Consider the following 19,941-nt stretch of genomic DNA (forward strand, 5'->3'; position numbering starts at 1 on the left):
TGGCGACGCCGCCACCAGGCCCGATCCCAGGACAGCCACTACCAGCGACAAGCCACTCAGGCATGAAGATCGCGATCTACAACTGGAGTACTAGCAGAACGGATTCAGCACACATGAGGCCGGGAAACGCCGTGAACACGTGAGAAGTACGGAGGGGAGTTTTCCCAGGCCAGATACCCAACAGGCGACGTTTACGCAGGTCACAGCCCCGCCCAAGGAAAACTCCTAAAGCGGGTGTCGCAGGTTCGAATCCTGCCGGGGGCACAAGGGAAAGGGCACCTACCAATCTTGGTAGGTGCCCTTTGACATCCACGTCTGACATCAACGAGCGGGCAGTGGGGGCGGAGTGGGGCGGGTGAAGATGGCGTTCTCCTTCTGGCTGGCCTCCTGACCGGTCAGGAGGGATGAGCCCCGGAGCCGCCGGAGGTGTCACCGGCCACGGCCAGGCCGGGCCGTTCGGGAGCGATGGCGCACGCGGCGGAGACGGCTTCGGGGGCGATGTCGCCCAGCGCCATCTTGGCGGAGACTTCGTCGTTCACGCGGTGGCAGACACGGCCGGTCAACTGGGCCCGCAGCATGGTCGCTCCCTTGCCCAGTTCGGCGCCGAAGCGCGACGCGGGCGTTGTCATGTGCGTCGGATGACCAGCAAGGCCACGTCGTCGAGGTGGTCGACCGCGATCGCGGCGTCGAGGATGCGGTCGGCGGTCTCCTCGGCGTTCAGTCCGTCGTGGACGGCTTGGGCAGCCACTGTTCCGGCTCGTTCCAGTCCGGCGTCCAGCGTCAGGCCTGGTCCTTCGACCACGCCGTCGGTGACCATGACCAGCGCGCTGTCCTCGTCCAGGGTGAAGGGCTCCTCGCGGTATTTGATGCCGGGCACGACGCCCAGGACCGGCCCGCCCGGCAGCTCACGGACATCGTGGCTGCCGTCCCTGTGTGCGCACAGCAACGGCACATGGCCGGCGCTGGTGCCGGTGACCTGTCCATCGCGCGACTCGAGACACAACATGGTGCAGCTGGCGAATCGAGCGGTATCCATTGTGGTCAGCAGCTCGTTGGTGCGGGTCAGCACGATTCCGGGATCCGGTTCCTGGGCGGCGATCGCGCGCATGGACAAGCGGACCTGTCCCATGAAGGCGGCAGCGTCCACGTCGTGCCCCTGAACGTCGCCGATCTCCAGGGCGATCGCGCCGTCGGGCATCACGAAGGCGTCGTACCAGTCTCCGCCGATGTCCAGCCCGTCCCGGCTGGGCCGGTAGCGGGCGGCGACCTCCAGACCCGGGAGGTGCTCGGGCAGCGTGGGGAGCATGGTCTGCTGCAGCGCCGTGGCCAGCTCGACTCGCGCCTGCTGCAACCTGATGCGCCGCAGCGCCTGGCCTGCCAGGTCGGCCAGCGTGCCCATGAGGGTCCGCTCGTCCAAGGACGGCTGGTATCCGCGGTGGTAGGTCATCACCCACGCCCCGAGCGGTTGATCGCCGGTCTCGCTGAGGGGGGTGATCGAGAAGGCATAGTCGGAGCCGAGCCGGTCGAGCCGCGGAAATGGGCCGTGCGGCCAGCGGCGGATGTGGTCCTTCCGGTCGGGGATGAACTGCGGCCGGCCGGTGCGGATCGCCTCAGGCAGCGGACTCGGATGGCCCAGCCGCAGGCCGTGCAGGGCCTGGACCTCGCGCATGGCTATCCCAGCATCGGTGGCGCAGCCCAGGCGGCTGTCATCGACGAGTGCGAGCAAGGCGCCGCTGGCGCCAAAGGTCGCGGCGAGCCTGGTCAGGACGACCTGCTGCAACTCCTGCTCCGAGGCTGCGATGATCAAGGCGGAGGAGAAGTCGGCGATGTCCTTGGCGCGCTGTCGCTCGGCAGCCAGTGCGGCCTGCGCCTTCTGCTTGCGCTTCTCCTGTTTGGTGTCGTCGCGGACCACCCCGAAGATCCGTTCGGGGCCGCCATACCCCAGCTGGAGCCGACGGGTCTGAGCGGCCAGTTGGTGCCAGCCGTCGTGCTGGGTGAGGTATCGCAACCTCATCCAGGAGGACTGCTGGATGGGGGCCGAGCGCAGGAGCTGCCGGAAGGCCTCCCGGTCGTCCGGGTGCACTGCCGAGATCACTCTGGAAAGCGGCGCAGTGGAATCCGGGAAAAGCGCGGCCACGACGGGTGCGCCACCGAGCCACTCCAGCTGGTCCCGATGGGGTGCATACATCCACAGGCCGAGGTCGGCGGCCTCGGTGGCCAGCCGGAAGGGAATCAGCAGGCTGGCCAGGTCGTTTCGCGCATCCAGCGCGTGCACCCAGACCAGCTGCTCGCCACCGGCGGAATCCTTCACCTGCCGCGCCTCGATCAAGCAGGCAACGGGTACTCCGCCTTGCCCGGGGAACTCCAGCACCCGCATCGCGGTCGTGCTCGTCCCGGCGGCGTGGATCAGACTATCGGCACAGAGATGTCGGCTTGCAGGCCACAGATCACAGAAGTCATGCCCCAGGCACTGCTCCGCCGGCCTGCCCAGCGCCGTGGCCATCGCGGCGTTGAGGCCGCGCATGACACCGTCCAGCGTCAGAAGAGCCGACGGGCCAGCCCTTCGAAGAAGTTCGTCCGAGGCGTCCACCTGTGGCTCCTTGGCATATACCAAAACAGCCTTTTCAGCTATCCTCGCGCATTTTGCCGCGATGTCTCTACGGACGGGGCAGGAAGAGCATGGACGCCGATGCACGGCCGACCTGGGCTGCGGGCGTTCGACTCACACAGAGTGACCTCAGGCTCGATCCGGTAAGGAAGAGCCACAGATTCAAGACTGCGCGAACCGGCGACGACACAGGCGCGCGGCCGGGCCGTCTCTGGGCCGTCCCTGGGCCGTCCCTGGGCCGTCCGGGGCCGCACAACGGCGACCAACGCTGACAACCACTGACCGCTCGACCGCAGGTCACGGCGTTGATCGCCTAGGCAGGCCCAGGTCAGCGAACCTGCGAATCACTTCTTGAACCTGCGAATCACTTCTTCGGGTACTGAGATAGCCGCAGTTCAGAAGCCTAGTCCCGTTTCTGGGCCGTCTCCCGTCAAAGCCCGCGCGAGGCGCGGTTCTCCGCCCTGCGCCGCCGCCGGACCAGCTCGTGTCCCGGCGGCGGTGTCATCTCCGAACGCGTTGCGGTCACAGCTCCCATACTTGATCCGGGTCGTCCAGTGCCGCCCGGACCTGAGAGAGGTTTCCGATGTCCGCGAGCGGTGAGCTCTTGGCGATGTCGACGATCCCACGCACGACGGTGTGCAGCACTTCGCCGTTGCCCTCGTCGAGTGCCCTGTCCAGCCGGGCGAACATCTCCTCGTAGATGTTGCGTCGTTCCGCGAATGCCTGTGCGAAGTAGTCCTTGAGGACGGCTTCAGCGGCCCGGATCCGAGCGACCTCCGTGGCTTCGTAGGTCTCCATCCGGGCTCTCTTGGTGCTCTCAACCTCGTGGATGTGGATGCACTCACGGGCGGCTTCGACAATCTGGTTCAGCGCAGCGAAGCCGTCCATCGCCCGAATGGGGCCCTTAGCCGCGTTGACGACCTTGCCTGCATGCACCTTGGGTTGGTCAGGCATCTTGAGCCTCCTCAATCAAGGGTCTGTACCGGATGGTGAGGTTTGCGCTGCGCTCGTCCAACTTGCCTTCGGTGTCGACAATCGGAGTCGCCGCCACGTCGCGGACCGCCATGACCAGTGTCATGGCCCGCTGGAAGCGCGCGGCGTGCCTCGGCGGATCGAACGGCTCGGACTCCAGGAGCTCCAGCGCCTCGAGCGCTCGGAAGGTGAGCTCCGTGAGAAGCTCGCGCAGCTCCGCGGCGCGGGCGTCGACGCCCTTCAGGCGGGCGTCCGTCTCGTCAAGCTCAGCGATTGCCACGGCGATCTTCGCCTCGAACTCCCTCGCCCGGGTCATCGCCTTCGCGCCCTGGCCCTTGACCACCAGTCCACCGACGAGCAGCGCGGGACCGATGGTGACGAAGTTGAGCGCCGTAGCTCCCAGGGCCATCCCGCCGCCACCCGATGCAAGCGACCCACCGCCCAGGAAGGCGAGGGTCGCACTCTCGGCCGCGGCGCCCGTCAAGCCGGAGATCGCCACTCCGGTGCTCGCGACTCCGAAGCTGCTCGCTGCCGCCGTGATCCCAGCGCCCGCGCCCGCTCCCGCCGCCGCGGATCCGAGAGCCCCGCCGATCCATGCCACCGCGTCGACGTCGAGGCCGCGAAGCCCGGAGATCTTGGTCATGGTGGCGTCGACGCCCTCCACCAGCAGCCGCTCGCTCTCGCGCACCTGTCGCTCGTGGCGACGCAGGAAGTCGCCCATGCGTACGACGACATCGACGAGCGCTTGCCTCTGCTGCTCCCCCAGTGCCTTGAGGGCCGTGTTCGTCGCTGCCAGTGCGTCCTCGGCCTGGGCCAGGCGTCGCTCGTAGCCCTGGCCCGCCTCCTTGAGCCGATCCTTCGAACGCTTGAGGTCGTGGGCGCCTTTGCCGCCGAGGGCGACCCCGCTGCCGCCGGTCGCCACACCGACACCGATGAGAATGACTGGTATGAAGAATGGCACGATCCCCCCTTGGTGCCCCATGACCCTGCGCGAACCAGCAGGTTCAACCGTTCACATTGTGCCCTTGGTCAACGATCGACAGAATGGCGCCCCAGTCCGGGACGCCTTTCTGTCGATCGATCCTTCATGGGCCGATGGCATCGATGGTCACGGCGCTCGACGGCCCAGACCGCAATCACGGGAGTGACGAACGGTTCCCGCTGAACCAGGTGGTTCCAGGGCCGAGTTGGCCATGGGGGGACCTTGGCCAGGGTGGTGCTGTGCTGTGTGATGATGCACGGAAAATGACCGGCCCTGGAGGGACCGGGTGCGTGAGAAGGGGCGGGAGCGCATCGTGGGCAAGGGCGAGGCGTCCATACCGGACGAGGAGTGGGAGCGCTTCCTACGGGAAGCCGAGGCCGGAACCCAGGGAGCGCCTGAGGAGCCGTCGGCGCGGGCCCGGATGGTGGCGCGGCGGCTGCGGGAGGAGCCCGGCCGGCCAGAGGGGTGGCGGACTCATCAGCCGGCCCGGCGGCGACGGGGCAAGGGCTGGTACGCGGTCGGTCTGCTGGTTGCGCTCGGCCTGCTGGTCGTGGCACTGGATCCGGGCCGGGTGGCCGGGTGGTTCGGAGGCGGAGGCGGCGAGAGCACACCGCTCGCCACGGAGTCCGAACGCCCGGATCAACCGCCGGCGACCGAGGCGGCAGCCCAACTCCCCACAGTGGCACAGCCGTTCAAGGGGTCGCCTGCGGCGCGGTGGGGCGACGGGACGGCAGGGATCGGCCTGCCTGCGGCACGGGCGACGGGCTGGATGAGCAAGGAGCAGGTCGCGCAGGCACTCGATCGGACCCGGGACTTCCTTGCCGCGTCCAGTCTGGATCCTGGTGTGCTGCGCGGGGAGCGGCCGAAGAAGGCGATCGCGCTGATCAATCCGCATCAGCAGGATGTCCAGGACTACCTGGCGACCGCGTTCCGCGCGCCCAGTCGGGAGAACGATCCTCTGCTGCTGTTCAGCCGGTTCGAGACCTCGAAGGTGCGGCTCGTCGGGAACGTGGTCAAGACACGAGGGCGGATCACGTACCGGGAAGGCAAGCGCGGTGCCCTCGAGGTGACCACCGACCTCACGTACGTCTACCCGGTCGTACGCGCTGCCGGGGAAAGCGACGAAGTCGCGCGCACCATCGTGCGCCGCGAGGTCGTGATGAGCTGGGACGACCCGGCGAAGGTGGTCATCGAGCCGGGGACGTTCTCCCTCGTCTCCTACAAGGTGGACACCACCAACGGCGGCTGCGACACCTTCACCGGATATTTCACGCCCGAGTTCAACGCCGAGCGCGCGGCCACGGGTTCGGGAGACGGCCCCGAGGTCGACCCGTACGACCGGAGCAAGTCGATGGACTCGCGCATGCGGGAGGCCGGCGAAGCGGGGTGCGGGACCGCCACTCGGTCGTGAGTGGCAGTGACTTGTGGGTTCCACAGGAACTCGGGGCGGCGCTCAGACGCATCTCTCCGAACCCGACGTGGCCCCGCTGCGCACCGGAGTTCGGTAGCGAGCGCAGGGCCACGGTGCTGTGGCGACGTCGGCCTTCTCCGCATCGTCGGGCTCGGGCTCCGCTTCGGGGGTGGTGTTCTCGGGGGTGGCGCGTGCACGCGGTACGAGCCGGGGTGCGGCCTCGGCGACCAAGCACTCACTCCGGCCTGAAGCGCCGAGCGGAATATCCTCTCAACCTGATCAAGGCTATTCGGTGCCGGTTTCGGCCCTGTGCAGCATCTGGGCCACCAACAGGGCGCCTCCGGCCGCTGCCCCTACCGCTCCCGCGGCCAGGAAACCGCGAGAGGAACGCCAGGACAGCACCGACCACCGCGACTGCGCGGAAAACAACGATCCTGTACTCAGCCACGACCCGGTTGAAATCAGCGACAGGGCGGAACCGATCGAGCCGACCGACAGGGCACTTCCGATCGAGCCGACCGACAAGGCCGAACCGACGGACCCCACGGACAGCACCAATCCCACTGAGCCGATCGACAACACAGAGTCCTGTGACCACAACGACAGCACCGAACCAGAGGAGGCACGCCGGACCGACCGCACGGACAGCTTTGTCATGAGGCCATCATGCCCGCTGCTCGCTCCGTCTCGGGAGGTTGTGGTGTGTCCAACTGCGTGACGACGCCGACGAACACCGGCGGACGCCCACGCACACCACGGACCCATCCCAGCAGCTCGGAGCCACAAAAGCGTGCGCCGTGAGTCATCAAGTGCGGGCACCGGAAAGCCACGTGCGCCAGACATGTCGCGTGTTCGGTATCTCGGGACGGTCAAGGAGCCAGAGTACGTACTCTGCGTGCAGCTGTGCCGCAGGGCTCTCCGAGCGATGAGCCCTGCGGAGCCTGTCTCGCAGCTCATCTCCGTCCACGGATCGGGCAACACGCACGTATTCACGGTCCTTGCACCGGTAGGTCCGCCGGACAGCGAGGTCGACCAGATCGACAAGTTTCGCACTCAGATGTTGATCGTGGTCGGTGGCGGCCAGGTCACGGATCAGAGCTTGTTTCGTGCCCCAGCCCTTGGCGTGCTCTGTCCACTCCTGTGGATAGCGTGCCTCCCACTCCAGGAAGAGCAGCGCGAGGGGCAACCGCGGCCAACTGCTGATCCTCCCGTGGGCGTACCTGCTCCCGCTCCACAGCACTCCCGGCAGGCACCGGCCGCAGGCCTTGCCATAAGCCCGGTACCTGGCTCCGAACCGCAACCACTTGATGGGGAACCGGCCTTCGTTCAACCGGCCAAACGCAGCCTCGGCCTCCCTGCGGGCTCTGGCGTGACGGTCAAGGGCAGCCGCGCGCACAGCGGGGTCCGGCGCTATCAGGCCCTGAGCCCACGCCAAAACCTCAATCCACTCATGGTCGTCGTCGATATCTGACCCTGCCGCCTCTGTCACAGGACAGATCATCTCGTGAGCGGTACGCAGCCACTACTCAATATGCTCGGCACCGGTCACGAGGGTGTTGCTACAGCAGCAACAGCAGGAGCCGGCACGCAATTTCATTCGCCCGGCCTGTTCTCACACGGTGGGTGTCTGGGGGATTCACCATCCCTGGTGACCGTGATGATCCGCGCCGACCGCTGACCAGCACCAGGCACCGAACAGGCGGTGCGGCACGGGCGCTCGTCACGGTGGCTGGACGCGGCGTGCCAACCTGCGGCCCCAGGTCTGGCTCGGCGCTTCGATGTAACGGTGGGTCAGCAGGCACAGGGGCAGCAGCACGGTGAAGAACGCGACTTCGAGCGCAAGATTGTCCTGCCGCCGTCGACCGATCGTATGGTCGATCACCGCCAGCAGCACCGGATGCACCAAATAGACCGAGTAGCTGATCGTTCCCCATCCGGTCAGCATCCGCGGTACGCGCCGACGGCGCGACAACAGTCCGACGCCGAAGGTGAGCACAGCCAGCAGGAATGCGACGATCCAGCCGCGCCGTGTGAAGTGGTCACCGTCGCCGTACCAGTACGCACTCCCCACAGCACAAGCGACCACCATGACGGCAGTGCCGGCCGCACAGCGCCAGGTGCTCTGACCGTTTTCGGCACGGTGGACGGCCGTGCCGAGGAACATCACGGCGAGGATCACCAGGCACTCCCACAGCGGGACCGTGCCGTTGAACGGGACCAGGACGAGCGCCAGCACCCCGCCCAACACGCCCCCGAACCCGCGAAGCGCGGGTGACCTGGCGCTCGCACAGCAGATGGCGACCCCCATGGCGATCGAGGCAAACGCGATCAGCGGGCCGGTGCCGACCAGGCCGGACAGGGCAGAGGCCGGCAGTACTACCCCTGCCGTCACGCTCACAGCGGCAAGCACGGTCAAGATGACGGCGACCGCCGCAGACCGCTGGTGAAGGCGGACCGTGAAAAGAGCGACGACCAGCAAGTAGAAGGACATCTCGTAGGAGAGCGTCCACAGGACGAGCAGGAGATTGGGTGTCCCCAGTAACTCCTGGAGCATGGTGGCGTGGGCGACAGCCACGGTGACAGCGCTCTGCCGACCGAAGTCACGCATCTCCGCAATGCCCAAGAGGTTGAAGGCAAGAAGCACAGTGACGACAGCCGCCCACAGCGGGTACACACGGAAGATCCGTCCGATCCAGAACGTCCGAACGCAGCCCCGGCGCTCCAGCGACGAGGGGATGATGTAGCCGCTCACCAGGAAGAACACCATGATGCCGTAGCGGCTGGTGTTGAACTGCGGCATCAACTCCCGCCGGAAGTCCGCCATGAAGGTGTACGACGAGTGGTCGAACACCACAACGAGTGCGGCGATGCCGCGCAACGCGTCCAGCCAGCCCAGCCGCGACGGACCGGCCGTCGTGATGACGGCCAGTAATCGCGAAGTAATGGACAGTGAACAATCGGGAGAAGCAGGGACGAGGGGTGGGGATCCCATGCGTAGACAGAGTCCTCTTCGGTGAGGTGTTCGATGCGGCCGACGGAGGCGCGGCCAGGGCGGCGGAAGACAAGACGCGCCTGATGGGGTGGCTTACGCCGCGATCACCCTTGTGTCGGTGAATCCGTCGGCTGGTCGTCCGGCAGGGCGGCTTTCCCCCACGACACGGCCGACACGGCCGACACGGCCGACCGGTGTCCGGCGCTCAGCCGGCGTCTGGCCCGGCTGCTCGGCTCCTGTGCACTGATCCATTCCTTCCGGGGCCTTGACTTGAAGGGACGCAGGCGGCTTCCCACGGGCGACGTGAACCTGCTGGGTGCGCTTGCCGGCCGCCCCCTGCTGGTCGCCAACGACCAGCAGGGGGTTTCCCGCAGAGCGGTCCCCCGCGCTGCTCGCATCACCGAGTTCAGCGGCTGGAGCATTGTTCGGCAGTACCGTTCCGGCGGCCGAACAATGAAACGAGGTGCGAGCCTTTCGGGTGTCATGGAGGCGCAGGGACTGGCTGTCCGCTCTGATGCAGGGGCGGCTGGAGGGGGTGAAGGTGTGGCGGGGCGTCGTGAGGTGCCGGTGGATCCGGCGGCAGGTCCGGTGCAGCGGTTCGCGTTCGAGTTACGCAAGCTGAGGGCGGAGGCGGACGGGATCACCTACCGGTCGCTGGCCCAGCGGGCGGGCTACTCGGTGACCACGCTGTCGCAGGCGGCGGCCGGCGAGCAGTTGCCGACGCTGCCGGTGACCCTGGCCTATGTGGGGGCGTGCGGTGGAGACCTGGCCGAATGGGAGGCCCGGTGGAAGGAGGCGGTGGAGGAGTCCGCCGGTGACGGCTCCCGGGACGACGACGGATCACTCACGCCGTACCGGGGTCTGGCCCGGTTCGAGACCGGGGACAGCGGCCTGTTCTTCGGCCGGGAACAGCTCACCGCCGACCTGGTCGACCTGCTGCGCCGTCGGCGGTTCGCCGCGGTCTTCGGCCCCTCCGGCAGCGGCAAGTCCTCCCTGCTGCGGGCCGGCCTGATACCCGTCCTCCGGCGCGCTCAGGAGCCGGGCCTGCGGCCGGCCGCGATCCGCATCCTGACACCCGGCGATCGCCCCGCCCGCAGCCACGCGCCCCTCCTCACACCCGCGACTCCCCACGACGGCAGCGCCGCAGCGGACACCTTCGTGATCGTCGACCAGTTCGAGGAGGTCTTCACCCTCTGCCACGATGCGGCCGAGCGCGCCCGCTTCATCGATCTGCTGCTGACAGCCCGGCAGCCCGAGAGCCGCCTGCGGGTGCTGTTGGCGGTGCGCGGCGACTTCTACGGCCGCTGCGCCGAGCACCGCGACCTGGCCGACGCACTGCGCGACGCCAACCTCCTGGCCGGAGCGATGAGCCAGGCGGAACTGCGCGACGCCGTCGTCAAGCCGGCCACGGCCGCCGGTCTGACCATGGAACGCGCCCTCACCGCCCGGCTGGTCGAGGAGGTCGCCGAAGCGCCGGGCGGGCTGCCGCTGCTGTCCCACGCGTTGCTGGAGACCTGGCGCCGCCGCCGCGGCAAGACACTGACCATGGCGGGGTACGAGGCGGCCGGATGCCTGGACGGCGCGATCGCCAAGACCGCCGAGCAGGTCTACGGCCGGTTCACCGAGGGCCAGGCCGCTGCCGCCCGCCGGGTGTTGCTGCGCATGGTCGCCCCCGGTGACGGCACCCCCGACACCCGCCGTCCCGTCGAGCGCGCGGAGCTGCCCGGCACCGGCCGGGACGACACCGCCCAGGTGGTGGAGGCGCTCGCGGGGGCGCGGCTGCTCACCCTGGACGGCGACACGGTTGAGCTGGCCCACGAGGCCCTGATCACGGCCTGGCCCCGGCTGCGCGGGTGGATCGAGGAAGACCGCGAACGCCTGCGTGTGCACCGGAACCTGACCGACGCGGCCCACGCCTGGCAGGAACTGGGCCGTGAACAGGGCGCCTTGTACCGGGGAAGCCGGCTCGCCGCCGCCCAGGAACACTTCGGCGGCGCACCGCAAACGGACCTGACCGACCTGGAGCACGCCTTCCTCGACGCCGGCCGCGACCACGAGCAGAAGGGCCGTCGCCGGTACCGGCTGGTGCTCACCGCGGTCACCGGCGCCCTCTGCCTCGCCCTCGTCGCGGCCGGCCTCGCTGTGGGGCAGTGGCAGAGCGCGGTCACCGCCCAGCACCTGGCCCAGTCCCGGCAACTGGCCGCCCAGTCCGGTGCGCTGCTGGACTCCGACCCTGACCTCGCCTCACTGCTCGCTGTCCATGCCTATCGGACCAGCCCGACCCGCGAAGCCACCGCCGCCCTGTATGCCGCCGCGGCGCTACCGCTGCGCAAGCGCCTGACCGGCGGCACCGAACCCGTGGATTCCATCGCCCTCAGCCCGGACGGCCACACCCTCGCCGCCCAAAGCAGGGACGGCAAAGTGCGGATCTGGAATCTGCCCGCAGGCGACATCCGGCATACGTTCACCGGCCAGGACCCCGGCGACGTCACGGCGTTCAGCCCCGACGGACGCACCCTCGCTGTCGCCACCGGCGGGGTGATACGCATGTGGGATCCGGTCACCGGCAGGAAACGCGGAACCCTCACCATCCCCGGCGGCGCGGTACGCGGGATCGCCTTCAGCCCTGACGGTCGTACCGTGGCCGCCGCCTCCGCGACGGCTGTACGGGTGTGGGACGTGGCCACCGGCCGCAAGCGGCACGGCTTCACCGGCCACCCCGACCCGCAGGCGGTCGCCTTCGGCCCTGACGGACGGACCGTCGCCGCGGTGAGCCTCGGCGGACTGGTGCGGGTGTGGGACGTTGCCACCGGCCGCACCCGGACCGCTCACGACGGCCGAATTGACGGCAAGGTGGTGGCTCTCAGCCCTGACGGCCGGACCTACGCGACTGTCCGCACCGACGGTTCGGTGCAACTGCGGGAGGCGGCCACCGGCATCGTCCGGCTCAGCATCAGGGACGGTTTCATCGGGTCGAACGAGGTGGCCTTCGCCCCCGACGGGCGGACCCTCGCCATCCCGGGCCCAGGGAACACGGTGCGGCTGTGGGACACCGCCTCCGGCACGGCGCGGGCCACCGTGACCGCCGGTCACCACGGAGGGGGCATGAAAGTGGCCCTGAACTCTGACGGCCGCACCCTGGTGACCAGCAGCAACTCGGGCCCCACCATCCGGGTCAACCGCCTGCCCGCCGATCCCCCGCAGACCACTCTGCCCGGCCCTGCCGGCACGTACATCGGCGACCTGGCCTTCAGTCCGGACGGACACACGGTGGCCGCGGTCCGCGGAGGGCCGCCCGGCCGTGGCTCGGTAGAGCTCTGGGATGCCGGGACCGGCGATGGCGAAGCCGCCCTGGCGCTCGACACCGACCCGGCACTCGAAGGAGAGCAACTGCCCTTCACGGTTCTCCGCCTCGGAGCCGTGGGGTTCGACCCGACCGGGCGCGCCCTGGCTGCCAGGGCCATCGGGAACTCGGCCACCATGAACAGGGTGATCGAGGTCCGGGAGGTCGCCACGGGCCGCCTTCGCCGAAGCCGTGCCCTGGGCGCCGTCGGCACGGAGGCCGTCTTCAGTCCCGACGGAACACGGCTCGCCCTCGTCGGCAGCAAGGGATCGGTGCGGATGTGGAACCTTTCGACCGGCGCCCTGCACACCGCCCACACCGGCCACGACCGACCCGTCAGGGCGGTGGCGTTCACCCCTGACGGCCGCACACTCGCCGTCGGCGGCGATCAGGTCAGACTGCTCGACGCCACGACCGGCCGCACACAGCGCACCGTCAAGCCGAGGACCGGGAATCTGCTGTCCCTAGCGTTCAGCCCGGACGGGCACACCCTGGCCACCGCAAGCAGCAGTAACGGATTCGTGGAGACGTGGGACGCGCGCACCGGTCAGCTCCAAGACAGCTTCAGTGTCAGCGGTGAGGTGGCGTCGCTGGCTTTCAGCCCCGATGCGCGCACCCTGGCCGCGAGCAGCGTGAGAGGAGTCCAGCTGTGGGACCTCGCCACCAGCCAGACCAGACTCACCCTGCCGACCCGCTCGCCCGGAGCAGTGGCGTTCAGCCCGGACGGACGGACCCTGGCCCTCGGCACGGGCAGCTCCGCCGAGTTGTGGAACGTCGACCTGCCCGACCCGGCCCGCGCGATCCGCAACATCTGCGAGGCCGTCGACACCGCTCTCACCCCTCTGGAACAGTCCCGCTACCTGCACGACCAGTCCACTGAAACCGGCTGCCGGCCGACCGCGCGATAGGACCTCACTGCGACCTCACTGCATCACCACGCAATTCGAGCACCGGGCCCAGGAACCAACCCTGATGGAGACGCCGGCCAGCGCCGGCCGGGTCGAGAGCGAGCCCTGCACGCCTGGCTACGGACCGCCCGTGCCTGCTCCGCCTCAGGTGGTGGCGGTCAGGGGGCAGTGGTTTCCCAGACGAACCCGTCGAGGTCGCTGAACGGGCCGGCGGCGCTGGAGAGCACGAGCCGGTGCGATCCGGTGCCGTCGGCGGGGACACCCGCGTCCTTGGCGAGAGCACTGCGCTTGTACAGAGCCAGTTTGACGGGACCCGACCCGGTGGCGAACTCAACGTACTTGCCGCCGAAGCTCTTACCCACAGTGAGGCCCTGCTCGACGTAGAACTGCTTGCTGGCCTTCACGTCCTCGACGCCCAGCAGGAGCACGAGCTCGTCGAAGTCCCGGGTGACCGGGCCCGTGTCCTTCCTCGCCGACGTCGCGATCTTCCAGATCGTGCCCTCCGGGTCCTGAACGACGCCGCCGTAGCCCCACAGCGACTTCGAGGTGGGCTTGAGGGCGGTGGCGCCGGCGTCGAGGGCGGCGTCGACCAGGGCGTCGACGTTGCCCGGCTGGGACACCACGAGCGACAGCGTGAAACCGCGGAAGCCGGTCGTGGAAACTTCGGAGGCACGCAGGCGCACTTGCGACGAGCCCAGTCCGAAGGCGGTGGAGCAGAAGCGGGCGGCGGCCGTGGTGTCGGCCACCTCAAGGGTGACGGAGTCGATGGAGTTCATGGCTTCGACGGTAGGGGCGGCCGGGTCACCGATGCTTCTCGAAAACTGACCGGTCTGGCCGCGGCCCGGGGCCACGGGCCCGAGCGGCCCTCCGACCGCCGCCCCGCCCCGCCCACCCGAGCCGTGGTCGGCGGCGTAGTGGTGCCGAGCCCGGCCGCGAGCTGGGCACAGGTATGGCCGTTCCACAGATTGGCCAGCACCAGCAGGGCCTGTTGGTCCACCGGGAGCCGGCGTCACCGCGTGCCAGGCGCCGGACCCTCAGCAGACCGGAGCTTTCCAGACGTCCTCTAGAACCCTCTAGAACGTGATCACCGACACCGAGTTCGAGGCGCCGTTGGTCACGTAGGCCCGGCGCCCATCCGGCGAGAGCGCCACCCACAGCGGTTCCTTGCCGACCGGGATGGGGCGGCCCACCGTGCGGTTCTCCGCGGTGTCGATCACCGACACCGAAGCCGAGAAATTGTTGGCCACGTAGACCCAGCGCCCATCCGGCGACACCGCCACCCCCTCGGGCCCCTTGTCGATGGGGATGGGGCTGCCCACCGTACGGTTCGTCGCGGTGTCGATCACCGACACCGAATCCGAGGTGATGTTGGCCACGTAGGCCCGCCGCCCGTCCGGCGACACCGCCACAACATCCGGCTTCTTGCCGACCGAGATGGGGCTGCCCACCGTACGGCTCGTCGCGGTGTCGATCACCGACACCGAATCCGAGCCGATGTTGGTCACGTAGGCCCGCCGCCCATCCGGCAACACGGCCACCCCCGCCGGATTCTTGCCGACCGAGATGGGGCTGCCCACCGTACGATTCGTCGCGGTGTCGATCACCGACACCGAATCCGAGCCGCTGTTGGTCACGTAGGCCCGGCGCCCATCCGGTGACACCTCCACCCCCAACGGACCGGAGCCGACGGGGATGGGGCTGCCCACCGTACGATTCGCGGCGGTGTCGATCACCGACACCGAATCCGAGGCGCTGTTGGCCACGTAGGCCCGCCGCCCATCCGGCGACACCGCCACCCCCAACGGCTGCTTGCCGACCGAGATGGGGCTGCCCACCGTACGATTCGCGGCGGTGTCGATCACCGACACCGAGCCCGAGTCGAAGTTGGCCACGTAGGCCCGCCGCCCATCCGGCAACACCGCCACCCCCCACGGACGAGAGCCGACGGGGATCGAGGACACGGATGTCGGCGCGGTGGGAAGAGCAGTGGTGGGTTCAGGACTCGGGGGGCGGAACTGCGCCAGGTAGATGCCGCCGGCCGCGGCCAGCGCCACCAGCACCACCCCCACAACGAGCCAGGCTCGCCGGCGTCTGAGCCTGGACAAGCCGGGCCGCAGCCGAGCCGCGCCACCTTCGTGCGGCAGCGGCCCCGGGGAGGGGCCGAGTTCCTCCGGCTCGGGGGTCGGCTGCGGCGGCGGCTCCAGCTGGACGGCAGTCGGCTCCTCCGCCGGCGTCTCCCGCGCCGAGACGGGCGGCACCTCTGACGGCGGCTCCAGCGAGAAGGCGGTCGGCTCCTCCTGCGCCGGGGGCCCGGGCCGTGGCGCGGTGGTGAGCTCGGTGAGCCTGCGCGCCGCCTCCTCGGCGTCCATCCGATCCCCAGGATCCTTGGCCAGCAGTCCGAGGAGTACCGGCGTCAGGTCCGTCACCCCATGCGGGCGGGCGGGGCCCTCGAAGAGCAAGGCGGTCATTGTGGCGTAGTCGGAGTCGCGGTCGAAGGGGCCGGTCCCCTCGAGCGCGAAATAAAGGGTGCAGCCGAGCGCGAACAGGTCGGAGGCCGGCGTGGGCGGTTCACCGCGGGCCCGTTCCGGGGCCATGAAGCGCGGGGTCCCGAGGATCTCAGAGGTGGCGGTGAGGCGCGGCTCGCCGGAACTCAGCTCCAGCGAGATGCCGTAGTCGGTCAGCAGCACCTGCCCGCCCTCGGTACGGTACCTCGGCCGAGAGTCCGGGCTGGTCAGCAGAACGTTGGCCGGTTTGACGTCCCGGTGCAGGACGCCGAGCCGGTGCCCCTCCAGCAGTGCGTCGAGGACCGCCAGCCCGATCCGCGCCACCTCGGCGGGCGGCAGCGGCCCGCGCTCGCGCACCACCGCCTCCAGGTCCGTGGCGCCGGGGAGGAACGCCATGACGATCCACGGCAGGCCGCCGTCCTCCACGATGTCGTGCACGGTGGCGACATGGGGGTGCTCGCGCAGCCGGGCGGCGTGCCGCGCCTCGCCGCGGGCCCGGGCGATCCGGGCGCTCACCTCGCGGTCCGAGACGCCCGGCGGCAGGGCGATCTCTTTGAGCGCGGCCTCACACGCGAGTTCCTGATCGTAGGCGAGCCACACGCGCCCCATGCCCCCGGCACCGAGCCGGCGCAGGAGCCGGTAGCGCCCGGCGATCACACGCCCGACGGCTTCGTCTACTCCTGTCACGGCGCTCCCTCTTCCAGAACGGCCAGCAGGGTGCCAGGCGATCATTGAAAGCCCCCTCGTCTGGTATCGCACACGCCCGAAGAGCGGGCAAATCGAGGGGTTTCACGTACGGCGGCGCCTGGATCATGAGCGGGAAGTGAGAGTTCCTGCCGGTCTGCCAAGCTGGCGAGGGAGGCTTTTGTGCAGGCAGAGTCGGATGCCGGGCCGCTTTGAGAGGGTACGGAAGTGACCGGGCGCGCAACGGCCACCGCGCAGGCGAGGAAAGTGATCACCGACCGAAACTTCACGGGTGCTGCCGTGGTCACCCGAGACCGCGTGGTCCTGTCCATGAAGCCCGGCCAACCGCATGGGGAGCGCGACGCCGTTGCGCGAGCGCTGCTGGGCCAGGTGCTGAACGTGCCGTTGTCGCCGTTGCCTGGGCCGTATCGCACGACGGAGGTGTGAGGTGGCCCGTTGTCCGGGACGTCCTTGGGCCGTCCGAGGTTGCCCAATGGCGGCCGACAACGACCAAGGACGACCACCCGGTCGCACGCAACTGTCGGCGCTTTCGGAGAGTCGTACCCGCCGTGACCGAAACACGTACACAGCACTGCGTGAGGTTGTCGCCCGCCGTCTCCACGGCAGCAGGCATCGGGAGTCTGGCCCTCGCCGCCGTGGCGAGCTGGAGCAGCCTCCTGCTGGTCGTGCAGGGGTGGGTGGTCCCCGGCTGGGGGGTGAGTGCAGCTCTCCTTGTCATGTCGCTCGTTCTCCGATGGGCCCTCACCCGAGTGGGCCGCCCGGCGGATGCTTCGGGGCTCCCGCGGAAGCGAGCCACAGGGGCACGGCTGGGGAGCAGTCTGCTGATCGTCGCGGCGGTGCTTGGCACTGCATGGGGAGCGGTGGACGACCTGATCTCGGAGGCGGAGTACCACGTGCTGCGCCCTGCGGGGCCGGGTGGCTGCACGGCCGTGGTGCGGGAGACGTCCTTTCTCGTGATCGGCAAGGGCGAGGCGTACGCGGTGGGGCGCACCGGCCTGGCCCTGGGCGAGTCGGGATCCTGGACGGTCGACGATGGTTACCGGCCCGTCGACTCAGGCACGTACGAGTTGGACTGGGGGCAGGACGGCGGTCTTCTGCGGATCAGCGGTACGAGCACCGATCCGGTCGTTCATGGCGGATCGGCCGACATCGACTGCGGGTGGTGAGGCCGGACACGCTCACCGGCATGTCCGGCGCGAGGCCCTCGCCGGGCAACGCCTCGCCCGTTCGGCCCGTTCCGCTCCCCGGTTCAAGGGAGTACCGACCGTTCATACGTTTCCCTCTGGTAGCGGGTGGCGCTCGTTCGTACGATCACCGCATGCGGCTTCGGCACGCCTTCAGGCTGGGCGGAACCGGCCCAACGCACCGCGCCGGCCAGGGCGTTCGGGTGCGCCCGCGTCGTGTACAACGATGCCGTGCGCGCCCGTGAGAACGCCCGGAGGGCGGGCGCAGCCTTCCCCACGGCGGGTGTGCTGTCCCAGAAGCTGATCACCCAGGCCAAACAGACACCCGAGCGGTCCTGGCTGGGCGAGGTCTCCTCAGTGGTGCTCCAGCAGTCCCTGCGCGACGCGGAATCCGCGTACCGGAAGCCACGGATCCCCGCCCGAACCCTGTGCCGCGTAGCGGCACAGGGTTCGGGCGGGGAGGCCAGAATCCTCGGGCTTCAGCCCGAGGAGCGAGTCAAGAGGTGAAGTCGCCTATCACTTCGCTCATGTTGTAGCTGTACAACTCGCGCTTGCAGGCGGAGCAGTTGCTGCCCGGTGCGTGCTCGCTCAGCGACCACAGCTGCGGTGCGATACCGTCGCCGCGGCCGTGCACCACGTACAGGTCTTCGGGACCGAAGGAGCTCTGCAGCACCTTCGCGTTGCCGACGAGCTGCGTGGTGCCGTCGACGGCGGTCGGCGTGGCCTGGAGCAGGCGGCCGTTGTCGTAGCCGTTGCTGCGGTGGAAGTACCACTTGCCCTCGTAGCGCGTGACGCCCTGGATCTTGTGCCAGAGGGCTTCGCCGTTGAAGGTCGCGTCTGTGGGCAGACCGTAGGCCGCGTCCGCGTTGGCGATCGCGCCGGGTGAGCCCTCGACGGCGGCGGTGAGGGCGGTCATCGGGTACGTGCCGACCCGGCCGGGGCTGGTACCGCCGTTGTTGGTGTTGCAGTACTCGCCGAGAACCATGTGGTCCGTGTCGGTGCGGTCCAGGGAGATGTAGGACGCCTTCGGGCGGGCGGTGGCGTAGCACTGGTTGCCGCTGGTGTCGCCGCTGGTCCTGGAAGCGGTGAACTTGAGCGTGGCGACCTGCGGCATGACATAGCGGTAGCCGTAGCTGTACCAGACGTTGCTCTGGCGGCCGACGCGCTTCTTGTCGAGGACGTCGCTGACGAGGCCGTCGGGCGTCGGGTCGTTGACGTCGGCGTCGTTGTCCGGGTTGAGGTCCATGATCTTGCGGAGGTCGAAGACCCGCATGCCGTTGGCGGTGTCGGCGACGTACAGGTAGTTGCCGTACCAGACCATGCCGCCGGCGTGGATGCCGTTCTGGGCCTTGCAACTGCTCGTCACGGAGCTGGTGCACTTGCCCTCGCGCGCGTGGAGCGCGTCGAAGGAGATGTTGTCCTTGGAGTTGATGTAAGGCCAGACCAGGAGCACGTGGCGGTACTTCTGGGTGGCCTGGTTGAAGAAGCTGATCCGGACGCCCTTCTCGTTGCAGGCGTCGGAGGCGGAGGTCTGGACGCAGTTCTCGCGTCCTGCCTCGTAGTCGCTGCGGCCCGGGTTCTGCCCGTCGTACGAGCCGATGACGATGGGCTCGGCGTTGGACGAGCCCCAGTCCTCGTCCTCCTGCGCGTCCGAGACGCCGGAGATGGCCTGCGGGATCCACTCGGTGGACGTGGCGTCGTCGCTCTTCCAGCACACGCGGTGGTTCACGGCGAGGTCGGGGCCGTAGATGCCGGCCGTGCCGCAGCCGCCGTCCCAGCCGGCCTCCCGGTTGGCCTGTTCCATCAGCTCGGTGAGGCCCTGCTTGGGAAGCGCGGCGTCCAGCTGGTTCACCAGGCCGGTGAGTGACGAGCCGGCTTCCAGCTGGAAGTCGCCGGGGCGCCCGGGGACGGGGGCCGCGCGAAGCCCGGCGTTGCCGGACGCGGGCAGGGCCTCGGCGGTGCTCCCCGCGAAGTCGTCTTGTTCGCCCACGGGTTCGTCGCCGAAGCCGTCGTCCGGCATGTCCTCGGTCGGCTCGTCCGCCGTCACCGCCGCGCGCGGCGCGCTGCCGGGAGCGGCGGACGCACCGGCGGGCGTGAACCCGGATACCAGCGCTCCGGCTAAGGCCGCTGCGGCGGCGGCAAAGCGCATACGACCGGACAGTTGTTTCATGCGAAGGCCTCCCGTGGTGGAAACACGCAGATCACAGCTTCATCGACGACTCATCGGTCAGTCTGAGCACTCAGTCAACAAGCCAACTCGCAGCCATTTGCGAACATTTGAACGAAGAACACAAGATCCACACGAACGTCGCGGTGGATTCCGCCGACGACC

At 69.1% G+C, this 19,941-nt stretch carries 14 protein-coding genes and 3 pseudogenes; 6 read left to right on the forward strand and 11 right to left on the reverse strand.

Going from position 1 to position 19,941, the window contains the following annotated elements; genetic code table 11:
* Positions 1 to 200: 200 nt before the first annotated feature.
* From AB0D57_RS27930 to AB0D57_RS27945, 4 genes and pseudogenes are all read right to left on the reverse strand, one after another.
* A pseudogene (locus AB0D57_RS27930) lies at positions 201 to 611 on the reverse strand (hypothetical protein); the annotation flags it as partial.
* A 14-nt stretch (positions 612 to 625) separates the two neighbouring features.
* Positions 626 to 2,695, reverse strand: a complete 2,070-nt coding sequence (locus AB0D57_RS27935) for a SpoIIE family protein phosphatase (protein ID WP_362078640.1) — start codon at positions 2,693 to 2,695, stop codon at positions 626 to 628.
* A 435-nt stretch (positions 2,696 to 3,130) separates the two neighbouring features.
* Entirely contained in the window at positions 3,131 to 3,562 is a 432-nt protein-coding gene (locus AB0D57_RS27940; protein WP_362078643.1) for a hypothetical protein, read from the reverse strand.
* Positions 3,555 to 4,541, reverse strand: a complete 987-nt coding sequence (locus tag AB0D57_RS27945) for a hypothetical protein (RefSeq protein WP_362078646.1) — start codon at positions 4,539 to 4,541, stop codon at positions 3,555 to 3,557. Before AB0D57_RS27945 ends, AB0D57_RS27940 begins: the two co-directional genes overlap by 8 nt.
* Before the next feature lie 334 nt (positions 4,542 to 4,875).
* Here AB0D57_RS27945 and AB0D57_RS27950 point away from each other — a divergent pair, with 334 nt between their 5' ends.
* Positions 4,876 to 5,973: a hypothetical protein gene (locus tag AB0D57_RS27950; protein ID WP_362078789.1), complete on the forward strand. Its 1,098-nt coding sequence runs from the start codon at positions 4,876 to 4,878 to the stop codon at positions 5,971 to 5,973.
* Between the two features lie 285 nt (positions 5,974 to 6,258).
* Here the strand turns inward: AB0D57_RS27950 and AB0D57_RS27955 are convergent, their stop codons facing one another.
* The 3 genes from AB0D57_RS27955 to AB0D57_RS27965 all read right to left on the reverse strand — a co-directional run bounded on the left by AB0D57_RS27955 (position 6,259) and on the right by AB0D57_RS27965 (position 8,965).
* Positions 6,259 to 6,630, reverse strand: coding sequence for a hypothetical protein (locus AB0D57_RS27955; RefSeq protein ID WP_362078649.1), 372 nt, complete (start codon positions 6,628 to 6,630; stop codon positions 6,259 to 6,261).
* 148 nt (positions 6,631 to 6,778) lie between these two features.
* Positions 6,779 to 7,462 (reverse strand): hypothetical protein, encoded by a 684-nt coding sequence (locus AB0D57_RS27960; protein ID WP_362078652.1) that lies wholly within the window; start codon positions 7,460 to 7,462, stop codon positions 6,779 to 6,781.
* Positions 7,463 to 7,693: 231 nt separating this feature from the next.
* Positions 7,694 to 8,965: an acyltransferase gene (locus tag AB0D57_RS27965; RefSeq protein WP_362078655.1), complete on the reverse strand. Its 1,272-nt coding sequence runs from the start codon at positions 8,963 to 8,965 to the stop codon at positions 7,694 to 7,696.
* A gap of 543 nt (positions 8,966 to 9,508) precedes the next feature.
* On the opposite strand from AB0D57_RS27965, the gene AB0D57_RS27970 reads away from it, so the two are divergent.
* Complete coding sequence (locus AB0D57_RS27970; RefSeq protein WP_362078658.1) at positions 9,509 to 13,216, forward strand: helix-turn-helix domain-containing protein; 3,708 nt, start codon at positions 9,509 to 9,511, stop codon at positions 13,214 to 13,216.
* Between the two features lie 158 nt (positions 13,217 to 13,374).
* Here the strand turns inward: AB0D57_RS27970 and AB0D57_RS27975 are convergent, their stop codons facing one another.
* The 3 genes and pseudogenes from AB0D57_RS27975 to AB0D57_RS27985 all read right to left on the reverse strand — a co-directional run bounded on the left by AB0D57_RS27975 (position 13,375) and on the right by AB0D57_RS27985 (position 16,407).
* Entirely contained in the window at positions 13,375 to 13,992 is a 618-nt protein-coding gene (locus AB0D57_RS27975) for a glyoxalase (protein ID WP_362078661.1), read from the reverse strand.
* Positions 13,993 to 14,135: 143 nt separating this feature from the next.
* Positions 14,136 to 14,272 (reverse strand): annotated as a pseudogene (locus AB0D57_RS27980) (IS5/IS1182 family transposase); the annotation flags it as partial.
* 17 nt (positions 14,273 to 14,289) lie between these two features.
* Positions 14,290 to 16,407, reverse strand: coding sequence for a serine/threonine-protein kinase (locus AB0D57_RS27985; protein WP_362078664.1), 2,118 nt, complete (start codon positions 16,405 to 16,407; stop codon positions 14,290 to 14,292).
* 225 nt (positions 16,408 to 16,632) lie between these two features.
* Here AB0D57_RS27985 and AB0D57_RS27990 point away from each other — a divergent pair, with 225 nt between their 5' ends.
* The 4 genes and pseudogenes from AB0D57_RS27990 to AB0D57_RS28005 all read left to right on the forward strand — a co-directional run bounded on the left by AB0D57_RS27990 (position 16,633) and on the right by AB0D57_RS28005 (position 18,116).
* Positions 16,633 to 16,851 carry a hypothetical protein gene (locus AB0D57_RS27990; protein ID WP_362078667.1) on the forward strand — a complete coding sequence of 73 codons (219 nt, stop codon included), beginning with the start codon at positions 16,633 to 16,635 and terminating at the stop codon, positions 16,849 to 16,851.
* Positions 16,852 to 17,000: 149 nt separating this feature from the next.
* On the forward strand, positions 17,001 to 17,591 hold the full coding sequence (locus tag AB0D57_RS27995) for a hypothetical protein (RefSeq protein ID WP_362078670.1): 591 nt from the start codon (positions 17,001 to 17,003) through the stop codon (positions 17,589 to 17,591).
* Positions 17,592 to 17,717: 126 nt separating this feature from the next.
* Positions 17,718 to 17,828 (forward strand): annotated as a pseudogene (locus tag AB0D57_RS28000) (hypothetical protein); the annotation flags it as partial.
* Between the two features lie 12 nt (positions 17,829 to 17,840).
* On the forward strand, positions 17,841 to 18,116 hold the full coding sequence (locus AB0D57_RS28005; protein WP_362078792.1) for a hypothetical protein: 276 nt from the start codon (positions 17,841 to 17,843) through the stop codon (positions 18,114 to 18,116).
* Here the strand turns inward: AB0D57_RS28005 and AB0D57_RS28010 are convergent.
* Positions 18,106 to 19,779, reverse strand: coding sequence for a hypothetical protein (locus AB0D57_RS28010; protein ID WP_362078673.1), 1,674 nt, complete (start codon positions 19,777 to 19,779; stop codon positions 18,106 to 18,108). The two genes, AB0D57_RS28005 and AB0D57_RS28010, sit on opposite strands and share 11 nt — an antisense overlap.
* Positions 19,780 to 19,941: the final 162 nt, after the last annotated feature.

It is taken from the genome of Streptomyces sp. NPDC048275, assembly GCF_040652275.1.
In the GTDB taxonomy this organism is placed as follows: Bacteria; Actinomycetota; Actinomycetes; order Streptomycetales; family Streptomycetaceae; genus Streptomyces.

Excerpts from the sequence above, each read along its gene's own strand:
- AB0D57_RS27965 (WP_362078655.1), bottom strand. The coding sequence starts at position 8,965 with ATGGGATCCCCACCCCTCGTCCCTGCTTCTCCCGATTGTTCACTGTCC.
- AB0D57_RS27955 (WP_362078649.1), bottom strand. The coding sequence starts at position 6,630 with ATGACAAAGCTGTCCGTGCGGTCGGTCCGGCGTGCCTCCTCTGGTTCG.
- AB0D57_RS27940 (WP_362078643.1), bottom strand. The coding sequence starts at position 3,562 with ATGCCTGACCAACCCAAGGTGCATGCAGGCAAGGTCGTCAACGCGGCT.
- AB0D57_RS27975 (WP_362078661.1), bottom strand. The coding sequence starts at position 13,992 with ATGAACTCCATCGACTCCGTCACCCTTGAGGTGGCCGACACCACGGCC.
- AB0D57_RS28010 (WP_362078673.1), bottom strand. The coding sequence starts at position 19,779 with ATGAAACAACTGTCCGGTCGTATGCGCTTTGCCGCCGCCGCAGCGGCC.